This is a genomic window from Acinetobacter sp. YH12227 (genome assembly GCF_013417785.1).
Taxonomy (GTDB): domain Bacteria; phylum Pseudomonadota; class Gammaproteobacteria; order Pseudomonadales; family Moraxellaceae; genus Acinetobacter; species Acinetobacter gandensis.
The window spans coordinates 29,847-46,795 of the sequence record NZ_VPDH01000013.1 but is presented as its reverse complement, the minus strand read 5'-3'; the positions used below and the strand labels follow the sequence as shown (position 1 = coordinate 46,795).

The 16,949-nt window shown below is 41.2% G+C and carries 17 protein-coding genes; 2 read left to right on the top strand and 15 right to left on the bottom strand.

What is annotated here, in order from left to right:
- Positions 1–38 precede the first annotated feature (38 nt).
- From FTV09_RS04635 to lgt, 3 genes are all read right to left on the bottom strand, one after another.
- Positions 39–404, bottom strand: coding sequence for a hypothetical protein (locus FTV09_RS04635; RefSeq protein ID WP_081410294.1), 366 nt, complete (start codon positions 402–404; stop codon positions 39–41).
- Positions 405–797, bottom strand: a complete 393-nt coding sequence (locus tag FTV09_RS04630) for a hypothetical protein (RefSeq protein ID WP_067763716.1) — start codon at positions 795–797, stop codon at positions 405–407.
- 129 nt (positions 798–926) lie between these two features.
- Positions 927–1,736, bottom strand: coding sequence for a prolipoprotein diacylglyceryl transferase (gene lgt, locus FTV09_RS04625; RefSeq protein WP_067763713.1), 810 nt, complete (start codon positions 1,734–1,736; stop codon positions 927–929).
- 93 nt (positions 1,737–1,829) lie between these two features.
- Between lgt and FTV09_RS04620 the strand changes: the two genes are divergently transcribed.
- The gene (locus tag FTV09_RS04620) at positions 1,830–2,612 is read left to right on the top strand and encodes an NRDE family protein (protein WP_180057010.1); all 783 of its coding nucleotides are present in this window, start codon (positions 1,830–1,832) and stop codon (positions 2,610–2,612) included.
- A 38-nt stretch (positions 2,613–2,650) separates the two neighbouring features.
- Here the strand turns inward: FTV09_RS04620 and FTV09_RS04615 are convergent, their stop codons facing one another.
- The 4 genes from FTV09_RS04615 to tatA all read right to left on the bottom strand — a co-directional run bounded on the left by FTV09_RS04615 (position 2,651) and on the right by tatA (position 6,239).
- Positions 2,651–4,627 carry a PhoX family phosphatase gene (locus FTV09_RS04615; RefSeq protein ID WP_180057008.1) on the bottom strand — a complete coding sequence of 659 codons (1,977 nt, stop codon included), beginning with the start codon at positions 4,625–4,627 and terminating at the stop codon, positions 2,651–2,653.
- Between the two features lie 185 nt (positions 4,628–4,812).
- Complete coding sequence (tatC, locus tag FTV09_RS04610; RefSeq protein WP_004692449.1) at positions 4,813–5,589, bottom strand: twin-arginine translocase subunit TatC; 777 nt, start codon at positions 5,587–5,589, stop codon at positions 4,813–4,815.
- Positions 5,586–6,008, bottom strand: a complete 423-nt coding sequence (gene tatB / locus FTV09_RS04605; protein ID WP_058868900.1) for a Sec-independent protein translocase protein TatB — start codon at positions 6,006–6,008, stop codon at positions 5,586–5,588. Before tatB ends, tatC begins: the two co-directional genes overlap by 4 nt.
- Positions 6,009–6,020: 12 nt before the next feature.
- Positions 6,021–6,239, bottom strand: coding sequence for a Sec-independent protein translocase subunit TatA (gene tatA / locus FTV09_RS04600; RefSeq protein WP_004692445.1), 219 nt, complete (start codon positions 6,237–6,239; stop codon positions 6,021–6,023).
- A gap of 158 nt (positions 6,240–6,397) precedes the next feature.
- Between tatA and FTV09_RS04595 the strand changes: the two genes are divergently transcribed.
- Complete coding sequence (locus tag FTV09_RS04595; protein ID WP_180057007.1) at positions 6,398–7,282, top strand: permease; 885 nt, start codon at positions 6,398–6,400, stop codon at positions 7,280–7,282.
- A gap of 122 nt (positions 7,283–7,404) precedes the next feature.
- On the opposite strand, the gene rdgB is transcribed toward FTV09_RS04595, so the two are convergent.
- The 8 genes from rdgB to FTV09_RS04555 all read right to left on the bottom strand — a co-directional run bounded on the left by rdgB (position 7,405) and on the right by FTV09_RS04555 (position 16,846).
- Complete coding sequence (gene rdgB / locus FTV09_RS04590; RefSeq protein WP_180057005.1) at positions 7,405–8,031, bottom strand: RdgB/HAM1 family non-canonical purine NTP pyrophosphatase; 627 nt, start codon at positions 8,029–8,031, stop codon at positions 7,405–7,407.
- A gap of 103 nt (positions 8,032–8,134) precedes the next feature.
- Complete coding sequence (locus FTV09_RS04585; protein ID WP_218949687.1) at positions 8,135–8,725, bottom strand: tetratricopeptide repeat protein; 591 nt, start codon at positions 8,723–8,725, stop codon at positions 8,135–8,137.
- The gene (gene metW / locus FTV09_RS04580; protein WP_180057003.1) at positions 8,722–9,315 is read right to left on the bottom strand and encodes a methionine biosynthesis protein MetW; all 594 of its coding nucleotides are present in this window, start codon (positions 9,313–9,315) and stop codon (positions 8,722–8,724) included. Before metW ends, FTV09_RS04585 begins: the two co-directional genes overlap by 4 nt.
- Positions 9,315–10,475, bottom strand: coding sequence for a homoserine O-acetyltransferase (locus tag FTV09_RS04575; RefSeq protein ID WP_067763680.1), 1,161 nt, complete (start codon positions 10,473–10,475; stop codon positions 9,315–9,317). The genes metW and FTV09_RS04575 overlap by 1 nt, the downstream gene beginning before the upstream one ends.
- A gap of 100 nt (positions 10,476–10,575) precedes the next feature.
- Positions 10,576–12,273 (bottom strand): 2-isopropylmalate synthase, encoded by a 1,698-nt coding sequence (gene leuA / locus FTV09_RS04570; protein WP_067763677.1) that lies wholly within the window; start codon positions 12,271–12,273, stop codon positions 10,576–10,578.
- 268 nt (positions 12,274–12,541) lie between these two features.
- Positions 12,542–13,645 (bottom strand): alpha-hydroxy acid oxidase, encoded by a 1,104-nt coding sequence (locus FTV09_RS04565; protein WP_180057001.1) that lies wholly within the window; start codon positions 13,643–13,645, stop codon positions 12,542–12,544.
- A gap of 74 nt (positions 13,646–13,719) precedes the next feature.
- Positions 13,720–14,403 (bottom strand): Fe2+-dependent dioxygenase, encoded by a 684-nt coding sequence (locus FTV09_RS04560; protein WP_180056999.1) that lies wholly within the window; start codon positions 14,401–14,403, stop codon positions 13,720–13,722.
- A 130-nt stretch (positions 14,404–14,533) separates the two neighbouring features.
- Positions 14,534–16,846, bottom strand: a complete 2,313-nt coding sequence (locus FTV09_RS04555) for a TonB-dependent siderophore receptor (RefSeq protein WP_180056997.1) — start codon at positions 16,844–16,846, stop codon at positions 14,534–14,536.
- Between the last annotated feature and the right edge of the window lie 103 nt (positions 16,847–16,949).

Below are 16,949 nucleotides of genomic sequence, written 5' to 3'. Positions count from 1 at the left end.
ATTAATATTCAATGCGAAGTGGTATGCGAATCAAGATTTTAATCAAAACGTTTCGCACGATGGCTATATATCGAGACAAGAAAAAATCCAATTAAAGTAAAACTGATACATTGCAGTACCAATAGGCCGTGCATTTCATTGGGTAAAAAATAGATTAAGCACAATAAACATAGAATAGGCAGAATAGCCAAACACCATTTCAATGCCTGTGGAAGCGCTTTGAGTTGATTTATTCTTAGTGTATAAAGCACATCAATCATTAAACCAATGACGAGGCAGAGTCCCACAAAAATGGGCGCTAATTGTGCTTGTTCTGAGCAGATAAAAATGAGAATACACGTGCCTATGCACAATATGAGTTTAATTTGGCGTGTGCAACGTTCGGAATACCAAAAATCTAGCATTTAAGCCTTTCCGTCGTCATGCGTTAGATTATTTTTATTGAGCAGGGCAATGGGGGAAAGTAAGCAAATTGCCAATGCCATAAAGCCAATACCTTGTGCACCTGGAATTAGAATTTCACCATTATTCATGTTGATAAAGACCAAGGCAAGTAACAGCGCAATCGGAATCCAAGTGAGTAGGCGGTAGAGTAAGCCAGTCGGATTTTTTGAGGCAAAATGAATTTTGCAATAACGGCAAATCAAAAAAATCACACCAGTGCCTAAGAACATAAGTATGGCATCGAGTTTTAATGGCTCCATCCAATACAGCACACCTGTAAGTACCACCATTGCAATAAAAAATAAGACTTTCTTTACAACAGCAACCGTCGGATCGAACCAAAATTCAAGCATAAGTGTATGTTTATTGAAATAAGCAAACTAAACTTTAGCATAGTTCGAGCATTGAGTTCAGTGACTGTATTGAAGAGAAAATACAGCACATAAAAAAGCGAGGCATTGCCTCGCTAAATTTGCTTTTAATTAACTATTTTTTTGTGGGCCCCAGTCATATATTTTTTTCTGGTAGGCATACCACATCATCCATAGACCAATCAGAATCATTGGAATTGTTAAGAATTGTCCCTTACTCATCCAACCAATGAATAGTTGACCATTGTCCGGTTCACGGAAGAATTCCACGGTAAAGCGTGCAATACCATAACCAATCAGGAACAATGCTGAAACCGCAAAGCGTGGGCGCGGTTTAGAACTAAACCACCACAACACAATAAATAGAATTAAGCCTTCACACAGCGCTTGGTAAAGTTGAGAGGGGTGGCGTACCAATTGCAGCGGATCTGTCGGAAATATCATGCCGAATGCAAAGTTTGGGTCGCTTACCGCACGGCCATAGAGTTCACCACCAATAAAGTTACCAATTCGACCAAACATTAAGCCTGTAGGGACACAGGGTGCAATAAAATCGAGGGTTTGAAACCACGTCATTTTGTATTTCTTACACCACAGCAGCATGGCGATCATCACACCCAAGAAACCGCCATGGAAACTCATACCACCAGTCCAGACTTGGAAGAGCCAGAGGGGATTGGCAAGGAATTGTTCAAAGCCGTAAAAGAATACATAGCCAATACGACCGCCAACAACCACACCCAAAGCACCGTAAAAAATCAGATCAGAGACCATTTCTGCTGTCCAACCACGCTGTTTAGCGCGGTAAGTCGCAAGCCCCCAAGCAAATAAAAATGCCAATAAGTACATCAGGCCATACCAGTGCACCTGTAAAGGGCCCAGTGATATCGCCACAGGGTCGATATTTGGATAAGTCAGCATTGCTGTTCCTTGTCATTATGTTTTGCACAGATTTTAGCTGAAAGCTTGGAAAAATGTTGTACATTCAATGTGTAAAGATTTTGAGAGTCTATTATGTGCATCGTGGCTTTTGCTTGGCAGGTGTTGGATGACACACCACTTTGTCTGATTTCAAACCGAGATGAGTTTTACCAGCGCCCCACTGCAAGTTTGCAACAATGGGCGGATAGTCCAATTATTGCGGGACAAGATTTGCAGTCTGGCGGCACATGGATGGGTATAACGCCAACAGGACGTTGGGCCGTTTTAACGAACTTTCGCGATGGCACTGATCAAACCAGCTATCCAACGTCTCGTGGACATTTGATTCAATCCTTTTTAGAGTCTGAACAAACCCCGATTCGTTTTGCTCAAGACTTAGAGAAAAAACAATGTGACTATGCGGGCTTTAATCTTTTTATGGGGGATCGGCATCAGGCGGTCTACATGAGCAATCGTGGTGAAGCACCACAGGTTCTTCCGAAAGGCGTGTATGTGGTGTCGAATGGTTTGATGACGGAACATTGGGAAAAAACCAAACATTTACGTAAGCGCTTTACCCAAGAGTTCTTACCGATGTTGCAACAATCCCATATCTTACAAAGTGAGTTAGAGAAGACAGCTTGGGATATTTTGGAGGATGAGCGCAAGATTATTACAGACTTATTGCCGCAAACTGGCATTAGTCAGGATATGGAAGAGCTATTGTCTTCGACCTTTATTCAAAGCCCTATTTATGGGACACGCTGTTCTAACTTCTTACGCATGACCCATGAACAATGGTCTTGGCTTGAAAAGCAGCAGCAGGGTGAGTTCAAAGGAAAAATCACGGAACAAGTGGTATTTTTTAAATCATAAAAAATGCCGACATAAGTCGGCATTTTTTTTGGAATGACTTAAGAGGCTTTGGTTTCAGTCTTTTTCTTTTCTACTGATGGCATCAAGTCTGCTGTTAAATAACCGACACTTGCACTATAGCCATTGTTGTAATTGGCTAAAGTTGCTGCTTTTAAGTCCTCAGATAAGCTCTTCATGTCACCCGCATGTTGGAAGTTACTCATGATATAAGTCCAACCATTTACTGAGTCTACTGCATGTAAACCAGTCGATTCTGCACCTGCAGGGGTTGAGAGTAAACGTACAGGATCTGCTTTGGTATCCACGTTATAAGCCCATAAGAAGTTATTTGGATGGTTACCACTGTCTTCACCAATGAATAAGGTGCGTAGTGTTTCAGAGAACTTCAAATTGTCAGGGCTTGCAATTTTATCTGGATTTGCTGTGTTACCTAAGCTATCCACTGTGATGTCCTCACCCATCAATAGCATTTTCGATTGATACGGAATCCATTCACTGTTGATAGGCTGCCCATCGGTTGTGTTCTGTCCTGCTGTTAAATCGTGTGCTAGTACGCCACCTGCAGTGATTTTCTTCGTGAATGAAACATTGTGTGCGGCAACCCAAGCTGCATTGTCTTTGATCATTGAATCTTGAATATTTGCTAAAGCAGAATACGCAACTTTGTCTTTAATGTTGATGGTGGTTCCCTCCATCTTCGTGAAGGCCATGCTGCCACCTTTGAGTGCTGCGTAGCGGTGGGTTTCAAGGAAGGCTGCTGCTTTTTCCATACCTGGTTTTACTTTTACCCAAAGCTTCTTCTTGGCCAAAATAATTTCGGTATATGATGCGTCATTTGGATTAGTTGTTAAACTTTCCATGATGTCGCTAGGTTGGATATTGTCAACATTAACCATTTTTTCAATTTCTTGACTAGTTGCATGACCTAGCTCAATCCATTTGATTTGTCCTGTACTGCTCTCTGTCAGTTCAGATACATATTTAGCGACATAAAGTTTACCTGCTGACAAATCTTTTGCGACATCGGCAATGAACATAAAGAAGCCACCGTTGGTGTAGTCATCACCCATAATTACGGTACGGTTATCGGGCATGACATGTACCAGTTCATGCGAAATACGGCCCATACAGAAGTGTTTAACAATACTACCACTGCCGTCTTTATTTACGATCACTTCAGGTAAATGACCATAGTTATATGGTTTAGCTGCGGCCTCATCACCAAAGAAGTTTTTGCTGATTCCTTTTGGACTTGGTCCACCAATGCCTTGTTCAAATGCATCAGGTTCATATTCTTCACTAGATAAATGTGTGTTCCACGGTGACATGCTTGCACCACAAGTAATCCATAAACCATGAACTGCAGAGGTATCGACATTAAAGTATTTTTTAAGCTCTAAATGACCTGTTGTTTGGTTCTGGTCTAATGTCAAAATTGCAATTGGGGAGGGTAAGTTGCCATACTCGCTCGCGCCTGCTAGGTTTTGTGAGGCATATTCAAATTGCACAACATGGAATACTGGGTTATTCACACCTTCGACTTGAGCACCGTCTAAATGAATAAGTGAGGAGCCATCTGGGCAGTCTGAAAAGAATTGGCGTGGCGACGCTGGAACAGATGTATCCATAATTGGGTCGCCGTTGGCGTTAAAATATCCCCCAGCAATAATTTCACCACCGCCCCATTTAGGCACAGTATTGCCTGTTTCAAAAAAGCTTTTATAACCAAGTTGATACTCTGAACTGGTTGAGTCATCCCAGTCGATTTTGAGTTTCGAACTGACTGATGTTTTAGCACGGTCTGCAATTGCAATAGGCGCTGCCATCGCTGTAAATGTTGCAGCTTTTAGATTTGCAGGTTTTGTTACAGGTGGTGTTACCGCTGTGTCATTGTCACTATCATTACAACCGCTCAATGCTGCTGCAGTAGTCATTGCCCCAAGCGGTAAAAAAGGGATTCCCGCAAACCATTTTAGAAGATCACGACGACTTGGCTGATTTGTTGTGGCTGTCATAGTAAGTCCATATCAATAATTGTAAGTAAGTCGAGCTAGATTGTATGAAGCAGAAGTGACGTTTTATTTACAGTTTAGGGTCAATTTGAAGACAGTATTTGATAGGGCAATAGATACGACATGAAATAAAAAATCCTCCATACAGTGTTGGAGGAAATAAGATAGAAGTTTGTAATTCTCAAGTTTTAGTGGCTTGTTGTTTTTCTTTTCTCTAATAATTTTCCGAAAAATAAACCAATTTCAAATAACAGCCACATGGGTACCGCAAGCATAATCATCGAAAGTGCATCAGGTGGTGTGACAAACATCGCAATGAAAAAGCATCCCACGACAATGAAACGACGCTTTTCAGCGAGACTCTGTGTGCTAACGACACCAATTAAAATTAGGACTAAAGTAATAATTGGGATTTCAAAAGTGAGTCCAAAAACCAAAAAGAGTTTCAAACAAAAACTGAGATAACTATTGATATCCGTCATTGGAGCGACGCTTTCAGGCGAGACACTGATAAAAAAATGTAAAATTGCTGGAAGCGTAATGAAGTAGGCAAACGCGATCCCGATATAAAACAGTGCGATACTACCCACAAGCAGTGGAACCGCCAAGAAGCGCTCTTTCTCATATAGTGCAGGTCGCACAAAAGACCAAATTAAGTAAATGATGACTGGCATTGCTAACACCAGAGCAACAAATAGATTTAATTTAAACGGTGCCATAAATGTTGCTGTGACATCTGTCGCAATCATGGTTGAGTTGACTGGCAGTTGTTGGCGTAGTGGCTCAGATAACAGTTGATAAGTCGTATTGCGAAAAGGCAATAAACAAAAGAACAGCAACAGGGTAATGCCGACGATTTTAAATAAATACTTGCGCAGTGTAATTAAGTGCTGCATGACAGGCATTTGTTCTAATTCTTCATCTTGGCCTGTGTTTGAGTCTGGCCTTGTTGACACTTGATTCATACGGCTATCTTCAATTGGGGCTGAATAGGTATATTTGCTGCAGTAAACAAAGGTGTACCATGTTGTTTAAGATGGTTGATTGAAAATGGTGTTAATGGAGAGGGTGTGAGCCACTGATATTCATATGCAGTCGTATTTTCAGTTTTTGTTGTTGGAGCTGATTTACTGAGATGATCGAGTTGTTTTTGTAAGCGTTGTTCTATTTCGGTCATACGCTCAATTTCTTTTTGGATTTCCTGACGAAATTCAGAAAGCTTTAGCTCACGATCTACCTCAGTTTGAACGCTATTCATAAAACGTTTGGCTTTGCCATACCATTTGGCTGCAAAGCGTGCTGCTTCAGGTAGTTTCTCAGGACCTAGAACTAATAATGCAACGATCGCAAAGCATAAGAGTTCCGTCATACCCACATTTAGCATGGCAGTGCTCGCTTAGCTTTTAATAGAACTTTCGGTGCTTTTGACATGAGCATCAATCGTTCGTGGTTCATTTAGCTGAGCTGCTTCAGCTTCCTCATCACGGATTGATTTTTTAAAGTCTTTCACGGCACCGCCGACATCTTTACCTAAGTTCTTAAGTTTGGCTGTACCAAAAAGAAGAATAACCACAATTGCAAAAATTAGTACGTGCCAAATTGATAGTCCCGCCATGGGTAGATCCTCATCATTTTTCGTTTTCCCTATATCAACAGGCTTGTGTGACATTGCGGTGACGATGATGTTTCAATTTCAAGACAAAACGATCGCTTCGCACAGATTTTGAGAAAAAGCAGTGTATGATGATTCGGTGAAATTTCAAGGATATTGAAGTGACGTTGCTGCTCCCTCTGTTGGCCTTTCTTAGTGGTTTATTCCTTGCATCCACCCCATTGGCAACACGGTTGAAAACAGGCTTTTCAAGTCTTTTAGCACGTTGCTTTATTCCGATTGTTATTGTCTACAACATGGTGTTTTATCAGGCTGGTAGCTTTAGTCTGATGCTATTCAGTTTTGTCGTGGCAGTGCTCTTATTTTACTTTTTCTTATACTTTTCAAAGAATAAATTAAGCGCCCTGTGTTTTAGTTATGTCAATATGGCATGGTTAGGCTTTCCTTTTGCGATTGCGTTGTTTGGCACAAAAATTAGTCCAGCAATGGTGGCGCTATACATCGGTGGCTCTATTTTTGGTAATCTCTGGGCAGTGACGGCTGTGAGCCAAACATCGTTAGCTTTTTCGTTTATTTTAAAAAAAGTGCTCTGTGCTCCACCCATGATTGCTTTGATTCTGGCCCTTATTTTTCGTTCCGTTGGGGTGCAATATTGGTCACAGCATGATCTGATTGATGTAGTTTATAGTGCAGCCAAATTTGGTATGAGCTTCTTTGGCATGTGTGTATTGGGCATGTGGTTGAGGCACACCAAAGTTGAGAAAGCAGACCTGTGGCAAAGTAGTCAGACGGCTTTGTTAAAATTAGCATGTGGCGCGGTGCTGTGTGGGCTGAGTTATCGTTACCTCGCTATTCCTAATATTGAACAATATATTGGGGTCATGTTCTTATTGTTCTGTTTACCGCCAGCAGCCAATATTGTGGCTTTGGAAACGCATTATCAGGGGACAGGCACGTCGGCAAAATACATTGCTTCAGGTACGATCATCAGCTGTGTCGTGGTGAGTATCTATGGTTTATTACTGCATGTATTCGCTTTAATTTAAACACTCACTTTTAGCTAGACATGCATAGTACTGCTGCGCAACGGTGATAGAGAGGAATATAGAGAATCTTTCGCCACCGTCCTCCCCGAGGGGAGAAGGGGCAACATTATACAGCTTAGTTTTTATTGTTCTAAACTGGCTTTAAACAGTTGCATCGCCTGACCACGATGGCTGATTTTATTTTTTTCTTCTTTACTCATTTCTGCACTTGAAAGCCCTAACTCGGGTAACAAGAACAGTGGATCATAACCAAAACCATTTTCCCCACGAGCAGCCTCTAGTACTTCACCTTTCCAAATGCCTTGGAAAATTTGTGGGAGTGGGTCTTCTGCATGTTGTACCAATGCTAAAACACAAACGAACATGCCTTCGATGACTTCGCTTTCTTTACGAAGTGGTTTGAGGTCTGCGAGTAATTTACTGTTATTGGCTGCATCATTGCCATGTTCACCTGCATAGCGTGCAGAGTATATGCCTGGTGCACCGCCCAATACTGGTACGCAAATCCCTGAATCATCAGCAATCGCAGGTTTACCCGAAATTTTAGAAGCATGACGGGCTTTAATAATGGCATTTTCGACAAAGCTTAAACCGTCTTCAATGGCATCTTCAATATTAAGTTTGCCTTGAGCAATCACTTCAACAGGTAAGTTGAGCTCTGCAAATAATTTTTCAAATTCCGCAATTTTACCTTTGTTATTGCTTGCGAGGACTAATGTGCCTTGAGATAACCAATCAGTTGATGCCATGTGAAGGATCCGTGCTTTAAAAATTATGCGGTTATTTTAACAAGTCCGACTCATGGATAGGCAATAAAAAAGCACCCGAAGGTGCTTTTTATAGATTCAAAACTTATTGAGCTTGAATCCATCTGTCGGCACGGTCACGTGCTTGACGAATTTGGTCTTGGCTTAAGTTGGCAGCCAAAGCGGTTTTCTTACCTTCCGATAAGCTAATTACTTTGTTGTCGAGCATGCCATCACGGGTAGATAGCTCATACCATTGGTACGCACCCATATAGTTTTTCTTTTGCTCTTCCATCATGGCTAAGTTGAAGCTCGCACGGTTATCACCACGGCTAGCAGCTTTTTCAAAGTATTGACGCGCCAAAGTTTCATCTTTTTTTGTGCCAATACCATCCGCCAACATACGGCCAACATTTAATTGAGCCGCAGAAAGGCCTTGGTCCGCAGCAGCTTTGTACCAAGCAAATGCTTGGCGCTCATCTTTGCTAACGTCTTTACCTTGTTGGTACTTGGTGCCTAAGTAAAACTGTGCACCTGCTTGGCCTGATTTCGCAGCTTTAGTTAGGCTATTGATATCCATAATTGAATATTGTGCAGCTTGGCTAGAAACTGAAGATGATGGAGCAACATAATCCGCATGGGCTTGTATGCTAAAAAGTCCAATCAGTAGTGTCGTGCTTAATAATAATTTTTTCATAGAGCGCTCACTCGATAAATTGCGACTTCACCAAATAGATTTGGGAGACGTTTACTCAGTAAACTGTCTTGTTGATCCCCATTCACGGCAAGTCGGTTAATAATCCGGATGTTATTTTCAGCACACAGCGCTTCAAAATCGCGGAAAGTACATAAATGAATGTTGGGCGTGTTATACCACATATAAGGTAACGCGTCCGAAACCGGCATCATTCCTTTCAAAGCAAGGAAAGATCGCGTCTTCCAATGCGCAAAGTTAGGAAAAGTAATGATCGCTTGTTTCCCCACACGCACCATATCACGTAAAAGAACGTCAGGTGCATCTACAGCTTGCAAGGCTTGTGCCATAACCACATAGTCGAAAGACTGGTCGGCAAAACGACTTAAACCTAAATTTAAGTCCTGCTGGATGATATTTAACCCGCGACTGACTGCAATTGCAATCTTTTCTTGATCAATTTCTAATCCATATGCACGAATATTGTGCTTTTTACTCATATGAGAAAGCAGTTCACCATCACCACAACCCAAGTCGAGGACGCTTGAATCCGGCTTAATCCAACGTTCAGCAAGTTGATGATCAATACGCATTAGTTGCTCTCCTTCGCAGTTGTTTTGAGATGTTCTTCACCGCCCAGGAAGGCACGTAAAGTTTTCACATACAAAGGAATAGGGAATAAGAAAGAGTCATGACCTTGTTCCGCTTCAATATCCACATAACTAACAGGTTTATGATTGCTAATTAATGCATCCACAATTTCTTGCGAACGTTGTGGGGTAAAACGCCAGTCTGTTGTAAATGACACCAAAAGGAATTTACATTTGGTATTGGCCATGGCCTTTTTCAAAGACTGTTCGTATTCACGAGATGGATCAAAGTAATCCAATGCTTTGGTCATAATGAGATAGGTATTGGCATCAAAGTTACGGCTAAATTGTTCACCTTGATAACGCAAATAGCTTTCAACTTGGAACTCAACATCGAAACCATACATAAATTTGCCCGACTTTAAGTCACGACCAAATTTTTGTTTCATCGCTTCTTCAGACAGGTAGGTGATATGACCGACCATACGTGCCAAAATCAACCCACGTTTTGGATAGCTATCATTTTCTAAATAGCGACCATCATGGAAATCTGGATCAGATAAAATTGACTGACGCGCCACTTCGTTGAAGGCAATGTTCTGTGCAGATAATTTTGGGGCACTGGCAATGATTACACATTTATGCAAGCGCTCTGGGTAGTCCACAGACCATTGTAACGCTTGCATGCCACCCAGTGAGCCACCAATAATCGAATACCAAACATCAATTCCTAAACGGTCAGACAACATGGCTTGGGTTTTGACCCAGTCACGAACTGTCACCAGTGGAAAATCAGGGCCATAAGGGCGGTTGTCATTTTCAGGGTTTGGTGATGTTGGACCTGTAGAACCGCTACAGCCACCAATATTATTTAGCGCAACCACAAAGAATTTTGAAGTATCAATGGCTTTGCCTGGGCCAATACATGAATCCCACCAACCTGGTTTTTTATCATCTTCATGATGATAACCTGCGGCATGGTGATGGCCTGAAAGCGCATGACAAATCAAAATCGCGTTGGATTTATCTGCATTGAGTTCGCCATAAGTTTCAACCATGAGTTCAAAACGCGGGAGAATGCGATCACATTCGAGCTCTAACGGCTCTTCGAAAATGAACTTTTGTGGGGTAACTAAGCCCACTGAGTCGTTTGGAAAAGACACAGGAAATATTCGCCTTAAATCTTTAGTATGAATAATAAAAGGATACCACTTGAGGGTATCCTTCTAAAGTCATTTTAGTGCTATTTATTATTGCTATTGCTTATACCGCAGCAGCCATCACTTGCTCAGTGCTCAAAACACCTTGCTCGATCAAACGGTTAGTACTAGCAATAATTGCTTCAATCGATGCAGTGACAATGTTGTCATGTACCCCAGCACCAAATGCTGATTTACCCGTGCCTTTCACTTGAATCTCAACCAATGCCAATGCTTTTGCATGTGCACCAGAGCTAATGCTACGTTCTTCATAGCTTAAAACATCAATTGGTAACTGAAGTGCATTTAAAATGGCAGAGATTGGGCCGTTGCCTTCACCGCGCAATTGTTGCGTTTCACCATTTACTTCAATATCAAGTTCAATGACTTGTTTGCCATTTTCATCGTGTAAACGATAATTTTTCGCTGCGTAATGTGAGTCTTTTGCAGCAACATAAGTTTCTTTGAATAAAGACCAAATTGCTTGCGCTGAAATCTCAGTACCTTGTTCATCCGTTTTTTGTTGCACAATTTGCGAGAATTCAATTTGAATACGGCGTGGCAACACAACGTTGTAATTCGATTCTAACAAATACGCAATACCACCTTTACCAGATTGTGAATTGACACGAATTACAGCGTCATAATCGCGGCCCAAGTCTTTAGGGTCGATTGGTAAGTAAGGCATATCCCACATTTCTTCGTTCTTTTGGAACTCGAAACCTTTTTTGATGGCATCTTGATGCGAACCAGAGAATGCGGTGAAGACCAAGTCACCAGCATATGGGTGGCGAGGGTGTACAGGCAAACCTGTGCATTCTTCAATTGTTGAGATAATTTCGTTAATGTTAGAAAAATCTAAGTTAGGTGCAACGCCTTGGGTATACATGTTTAATGCAATTGCTGCGACGTCTACGTTACCTGTACGCTCACCGTTACCGAAGACACAACCTTCAACACGGTCAGCACCTGCCATGATCGCCAATTCAGATGCTGCAATACCACAGCCTCGGTCATTATGACAGTGCACAGAAATAATTACCCCGTCACGACGTTGTAAATTACGGTGCATCCATTCGACTTGGTCGGCATAGACATTTGGACCTGACACTTCAACGGTTGCTGGTAAATTCAAGATCACTTTGTTCTCAGGAGATGCTTCCCAAATTTCAGTGACAGCATCACAGACATCTTTCGCAACTTCTAATTCTGTTGCAGTAAAACACTCTGGACTGTATTGGAATACAAATTCAGTTTCAGGCTGTTTTGCTGCATATTCTTTGACTTTAGTTGCAGCATTGATCGCCAATTGTTTAGCGCCCTCAACGTCCACATTCAACACTTTATTGCGGAATGTTGGCGAGTTTGAGTTATATATATGCACGATTGCACGTTTTGCACCTTGTAGCGATTCAAAAGTACGTTGAATCAAATGATCACGTGCTTGAACCAATACTTCGATGTAAACATCATCAGGAATATGACCACCTTCAATCAACAAACGGGTAAAATCGAAGTCGATTTGAGATGCAGAAGGGAAGCCGATTTCAATATGTTTGAAACCAATTTTCACAAGCATTTGGAACATTTTGAACTTTTGTTCAATGTTCATTGGCTCAAAGATCGCTTGATTACCGTCACGTAGGTCGGTACTCATCCAGATCGGCGCTTTATTGATTTCGTTGTTTGGCCATTGACGGTCTGGTAAGTCAACACGTTGGTACATGCGACGGTATTTTTTGCTTGGATCTGCCAACATCATGTGAAAACTCCTTAGATAGTACCGTGAGCAAAATGTCGTGGATAAACGGCAGGTATTACTTATATAGATTGTGTCTATTCTAGCAATTTACAAGTTTAATTTCGGAGTCATTAGTCGAAAGTCTGAAAAATCCTTTAGGATTCGCATGACTTAGCTTTACCGCAGAGCTTGTAAATGTATAACTAAATATTAGTCTATATATTCCGGAAATAATTTCCTAAATTTGCGTCAGTCACGCATAACGGGAAAATATTTTTCTATAAAAACACTATTTTTGAAAAATATAATCTTCATTGATCTCATCGATGGTAGCTGTTCCCATCAACGCCATGGTAATTTCAAGTTCTTCTTTTAATATTTTCAGCACATGCGCCACGCCTAAAGCACCGGCCGTAGCCAAACCGTAAATGCATGGGCGCCCCACCAATACTGCAGCTGCACCTAAAGCAATGGCTTTAAATACATCAGAACCACGGCGAATCCCGCCATCATATAAAACTGGAAAATCTGCAGGCACGACTTTCTTTATGAGTTGTAAGGCCGTGAGTGGAGCAATACAGCCATCTAAAACGCGACCACCATGATTCGACACAATAATCCCTTGCACGCCATGTTGTAGTGCTAACTTGGCATCGTGAGGATTAACAATGCCTTTTAAAATAATGGGCAGTTCAGTTTGCTGTGTAAGCCAAGCAATATCATCCCATGTTGGGGCGATTTTCATCAAACCATTAAAAACGGGATGATCACCGTCTTTTAATTCGGGTAGGGGAATATGGGCAGGCGTATGCGGATGCTGCATACCTTCAGGCAAATGGAAAAAAACGCGGCGTTCACGGTCGCGAATACCGGTATGTGGAGAGTCTACCGTCACCACAATGGCTTTAAACTGCTGAGCTTCAGCCATTTTAACGAGGACTAAGGATTTTTCACGTTCACCTTGCCAATACAACTGAAACCATTTGTACGGATTGTCTTGTTTTAAAGTCCGCATATCAGTATTGGTGAAAGTACTGAGAATCATATTGCTCCCCAAAACCTCTGCGGCGAGCGCAGTTGCTGCCTCTGCTTCTGGGTGGAATTGTTGTTGGTGTCCGATGGGTGCGACAAAAATTGGATGCGGAAACTGTTGCCCTAAAATTTCACACGCTGTATGGCCTTGGGTTAAGTCCTTGAGCATACGCGGCAGTAGTTGAATGTGTTCAAATTGAGACAGATTACCAAGCACACTATGTTCATCCATCGAGCCGCCTTGTAAGTACTGCCACACCATGTTGGAAAGGTGTTTTTCAGCCTCGACTTCATAATCTGCAATCGTTTGCAAATGCGCTGGAATTTGAGTCAATGGAGCTAGAACGGTTTCAGTGTGCATAGTTTTTCTATTCTTAATAGCAAAATGTCTTAAAAGTTAAGAAGTCTTAAAGGTAAATTTATGAAAATGCTAATTTAAATTTCAGCCCATTTACGAAGTAGGTTGTGATACAGACTGGTTAGTTTGACCACTTCTGCATGTGCATCTCCCAACTCCATACGCAAATTTTGAATGCTTTGGTCAAGATTGAACAGCATATGGCGATCTGCATCATCTCGAATCATACTTTGTAGCCAAAAAAATGAAGCGATGCGGCAACCCGCAGTCACAGGTGTCACTTCATGCACACTGGTCGATGGATATAAAATCATATCGCCTGCAGGCAGTTTAACTTCGTGATAACCATAGGTATCCTCAACGACGAGTTCACCGCCTTCATATTCCTCAGGTTCACTTAAAAAAATCGTGCAAGATAGATCAGTGCGAATGCGTTTATTGCTGCCGTGTATCCAGCGAATTGCGTTATCGACATGAAAACCAAAAGTCTCGCCATTTTCATAACGATTAAAATAGGGAGATAAAATGTTTAAAGGGAGGGCCGCCGAAGTGAACAGGGCATGGTGTGATAGTTTATGCAAAATGATATCGCCCAAATGCTGGGTGAGCGGATGTTCAACATCGAGTTGCTGATTATTTTTTACATTTTTTGAGAGCGAACCGGTGGTATTTTGCCCATCAATCCATTCCACCTTTGCCATTTCAGTGCGGAAGTATGTGACTTGTTCTTTGCTCAATACATTTGGGATATGGTGAATCACAGCCTGACCTTTTGAAAATGTAATGTTTTTATGCTTTGATCATATACAAAAATAGCCTCTATGAAGAGGCTATTTAGGATAAATCCCATAAAATATTTATGGGATTTTATTTTAAAACCAGTATTTAAACTTAGTATTTAAAGTTTAAAGAAAGTACTGCACTACGGCCTTCAGCTTCTGCAGCATAGTGAGAAGAATATGCTTTGCTGAAATAACGTTTGTCAGAAAGGTTATTTACATTCAACTGTAAGTTAACATTTTTGTCGATTTCATAGCGAGCCATAGCATCATAGCGTACATAGCCGGGTACAAACTTAGTATTAGCAGTATTGCCATAGACTTTATCAGAAGCTATAGCGCCACCACCAATCGTCAACTGTGGTAATACTTTATAAGTAGTCCACAATGTCGCACTGTTTTTAGCCATTTGCGGTAACTTATTGCCTTTATCGCTGCTGTTGTAAGCAACTTCTGTTAACTCACTATCTAAATAGCTATAGCCTGCTGCTACAGCCCATTTATCCGTAATATTACCGTTTAAGCCCAATTCAAAACCATCAACTTTACTTTCACCGACATTGGCAGAAGTATTTGCATCAATTGCAACACGTGTATTTTGTTTTTCAGTACGGAAAATTGCAGCAGTCACATTTGCACGTTTATTAAAAATGTCCCATTTTGTGCCAATCTCATAAGTACGTGCTTTTTCTGGGTCTAGATCATTGATTGATGCTGAGTTACCAGAACCAATAGAATCATTACCGTCGCCATCGCCTGCATTGATCCCGACTGGGCTTGCTGAAGTCGCATAACTTGCATAAATTGCACCATTTTCAGTTGGTTTGAAGGTCAGACCTGCATTCCAACTCCAGAAATCGGTGTTGCTTTCATATTTAGTGCCTGCAGGAATTTTAACTGCAGAAGCACCACGGCCTGAGGTGCCTTCTTTATTATACAGTAGCTCAGTATCAAATTTATCCCAACGAGCGCCAAGATCTAATAACCATTGAGGGTTAATTTCAATGTTATCTATAAAGTAAATACCTGTAGTTTTTGTCGTTTGAGTCGTTTTTGCTTTATTCGCAGCAATTGAACCTAACCAAGCATCTTTAGAGTTTGGATTGTTGGTTGAAGTGCACCAGCCGTTTGGGTTGGTAATTGTACAAGCACCTGAAGCGATACTTCCGCCAATTTGTGCGGTATTCGGATCAGTTATATCATAGCCGCCAACATCTGTTTCTTGGTTGCTATATTCTGCACCTAAATTAAAACGATGACTCAAAGATCCAGTGTTGAATTTGCCTGCCAAGTACAGTTGATCGCCCCATGTATTACTATCGGTAATACGTGAGTTCGCACGACGCCAAATGCCTTTATCTTTCAGCTGACCAGTAGTTGTATCAATGAAGTTACCTTGAGAGTCATCTGGTTGAGTCCAGAGATAATCATTTTTAGATTTTGAATACGTCGTTACATTTGAAATTGTTAGATCATCAGTTAGATCATGCTCTAGTTTAATTGTACCAATTTGGTTTTCTTGCTTTTGAAAATCGCGGTCTTTCCAACCGTAATAAACACCTTGAGGTACATCAATTGGTTTTCCATTGCCATTTAAATTAAAGTTCGGATTAGTAGATCCAAATGGATTGTTATATGGAACACCTGAGTCAGGAAGATCATCAGTTTTTAAATAGTAATAGCTTAAAGTTGCACGTGTTGGTGTATCTAGGCCAAAAGTAATACTTGGTGCGATACCTACACGCTTATATTCTGCGCCGTCATCACCTTGCCCAGCTTTATTGTTGTGGTGACCCATTACTGCAACGCGAGCAGCAATGCCATTACCAAAATCTTTATTTCCGTCTAAAGTAATACGTTGATAATCATCAGTACCTGCACCAACAGAACCTTCTAAAGAATCACCTTTTTTAGCGACTTTAGAGATCATGTTAATGCTACCACCAACTGAACCGCCACCGCCAAGAGTAGAAGCGGAACCTTTAGTGACTTCAACTTGTTCGATTGCAAACATTTCTCGGTTCTGTGATGTTCCACCACGTACGCCATCTACGTAAATAGAGTTTTCAGAGGTATAACCACGAATAAATGGACGGTCTCCATTTGGGTTGCCACCTTCACCAGCACCTAGGGTAATACCAGGTACATTACGTAAAGCATCGCTTAAAGTTGTAACTTGAGTATCTTCCATCAATTGCTTAGAAATAACAGAAACTGATTTTGGTGTATCAAGTAGAGGAGCAACAAATTTAGTATTCGCTGATTTATCAACTTTTAAGCTCGGTGCTTTTTCAGCGACAACTTCTTGGTTAATGGTTGGAAGTTGAGTTGTTTGTTCTTGTGCAATTGCATTTGCTGCAATTACAGATAAAGAAGATGCAATTGCTGAAGAAACAATTTTCTTACGTGTTTTAATGAAGGCCATTTCGAACCCAATTTCGAATAGTGAATTTGTATGCGAATAATAATGATTCTTATTTTGTCTTACATCTTTATGTAATTGTAAATCACGATAGATAATCATATTG

Bases quoted from the DNA above. Each gene is read 5' to 3' on its own strand.
- FTV09_RS04620 (WP_180057010.1), top strand. From the start codon at position 1,830: ATGTGCATCGTGGCTTTTGCTTGGCAGGTGTTGGATGACACACCACTT.
- FTV09_RS04555 (WP_180056997.1), bottom strand. From the start codon at position 16,846: ATGGCCTTCATTAAAACACGTAAGAAAATTGTTTCTTCAGCAATTGCA.
- FTV09_RS04615 (WP_180057008.1), bottom strand. From the start codon at position 4,627: ATGACAGCCACAACAAATCAGCCAAGTCGTCGTGATCTTCTAAAATGG.
- FTV09_RS04585 (WP_218949687.1), bottom strand. From the start codon at position 8,725: ATGAAAAAATTATTATTAAGCACGACACTACTGATTGGACTTTTTAGC.
- leuA (WP_067763677.1), bottom strand. From the start codon at position 12,273: ATGATGTTGGCAGATCCAAGCAAAAAATACCGTCGCATGTACCAACGT.
- FTV09_RS04565 (WP_180057001.1), bottom strand. From the start codon at position 13,645: ATGCACACTGAAACCGTTCTAGCTCCATTGACTCAAATTCCAGCGCAT.
- lgt (WP_067763713.1), bottom strand. From the start codon at position 1,736: ATGCTGACTTATCCAAATATCGACCCTGTGGCGATATCACTGGGCCCT.
- metW (WP_180057003.1), bottom strand. From the start codon at position 9,315: ATGCGTATTGATCATCAACTTGCTGAACGTTGGATTAAGCCGGATTCA.
- rdgB (WP_180057005.1), bottom strand. From the start codon at position 8,031: ATGGCATCAACTGATTGGTTATCTCAAGGCACATTAGTCCTCGCAAGC.
- tatB (WP_058868900.1), bottom strand. From the start codon at position 6,008: ATGCTAAATGTGGGTATGACGGAACTCTTATGCTTTGCGATCGTTGCA.
- tatC (WP_004692449.1), bottom strand. From the start codon at position 5,589: ATGAATCAAGTGTCAACAAGGCCAGACTCAAACACAGGCCAAGATGAA.
- FTV09_RS04635 (WP_081410294.1), bottom strand. From the start codon at position 404: ATGCTAGATTTTTGGTATTCCGAACGTTGCACACGCCAAATTAAACTC.
- tatA (WP_004692445.1), bottom strand. From the start codon at position 6,239: ATGGCGGGACTATCAATTTGGCACGTACTAATTTTTGCAATTGTGGTT.
- FTV09_RS04630 (WP_067763716.1), bottom strand. From the start codon at position 797: ATGCTTGAATTTTGGTTCGATCCGACGGTTGCTGTTGTAAAGAAAGTC.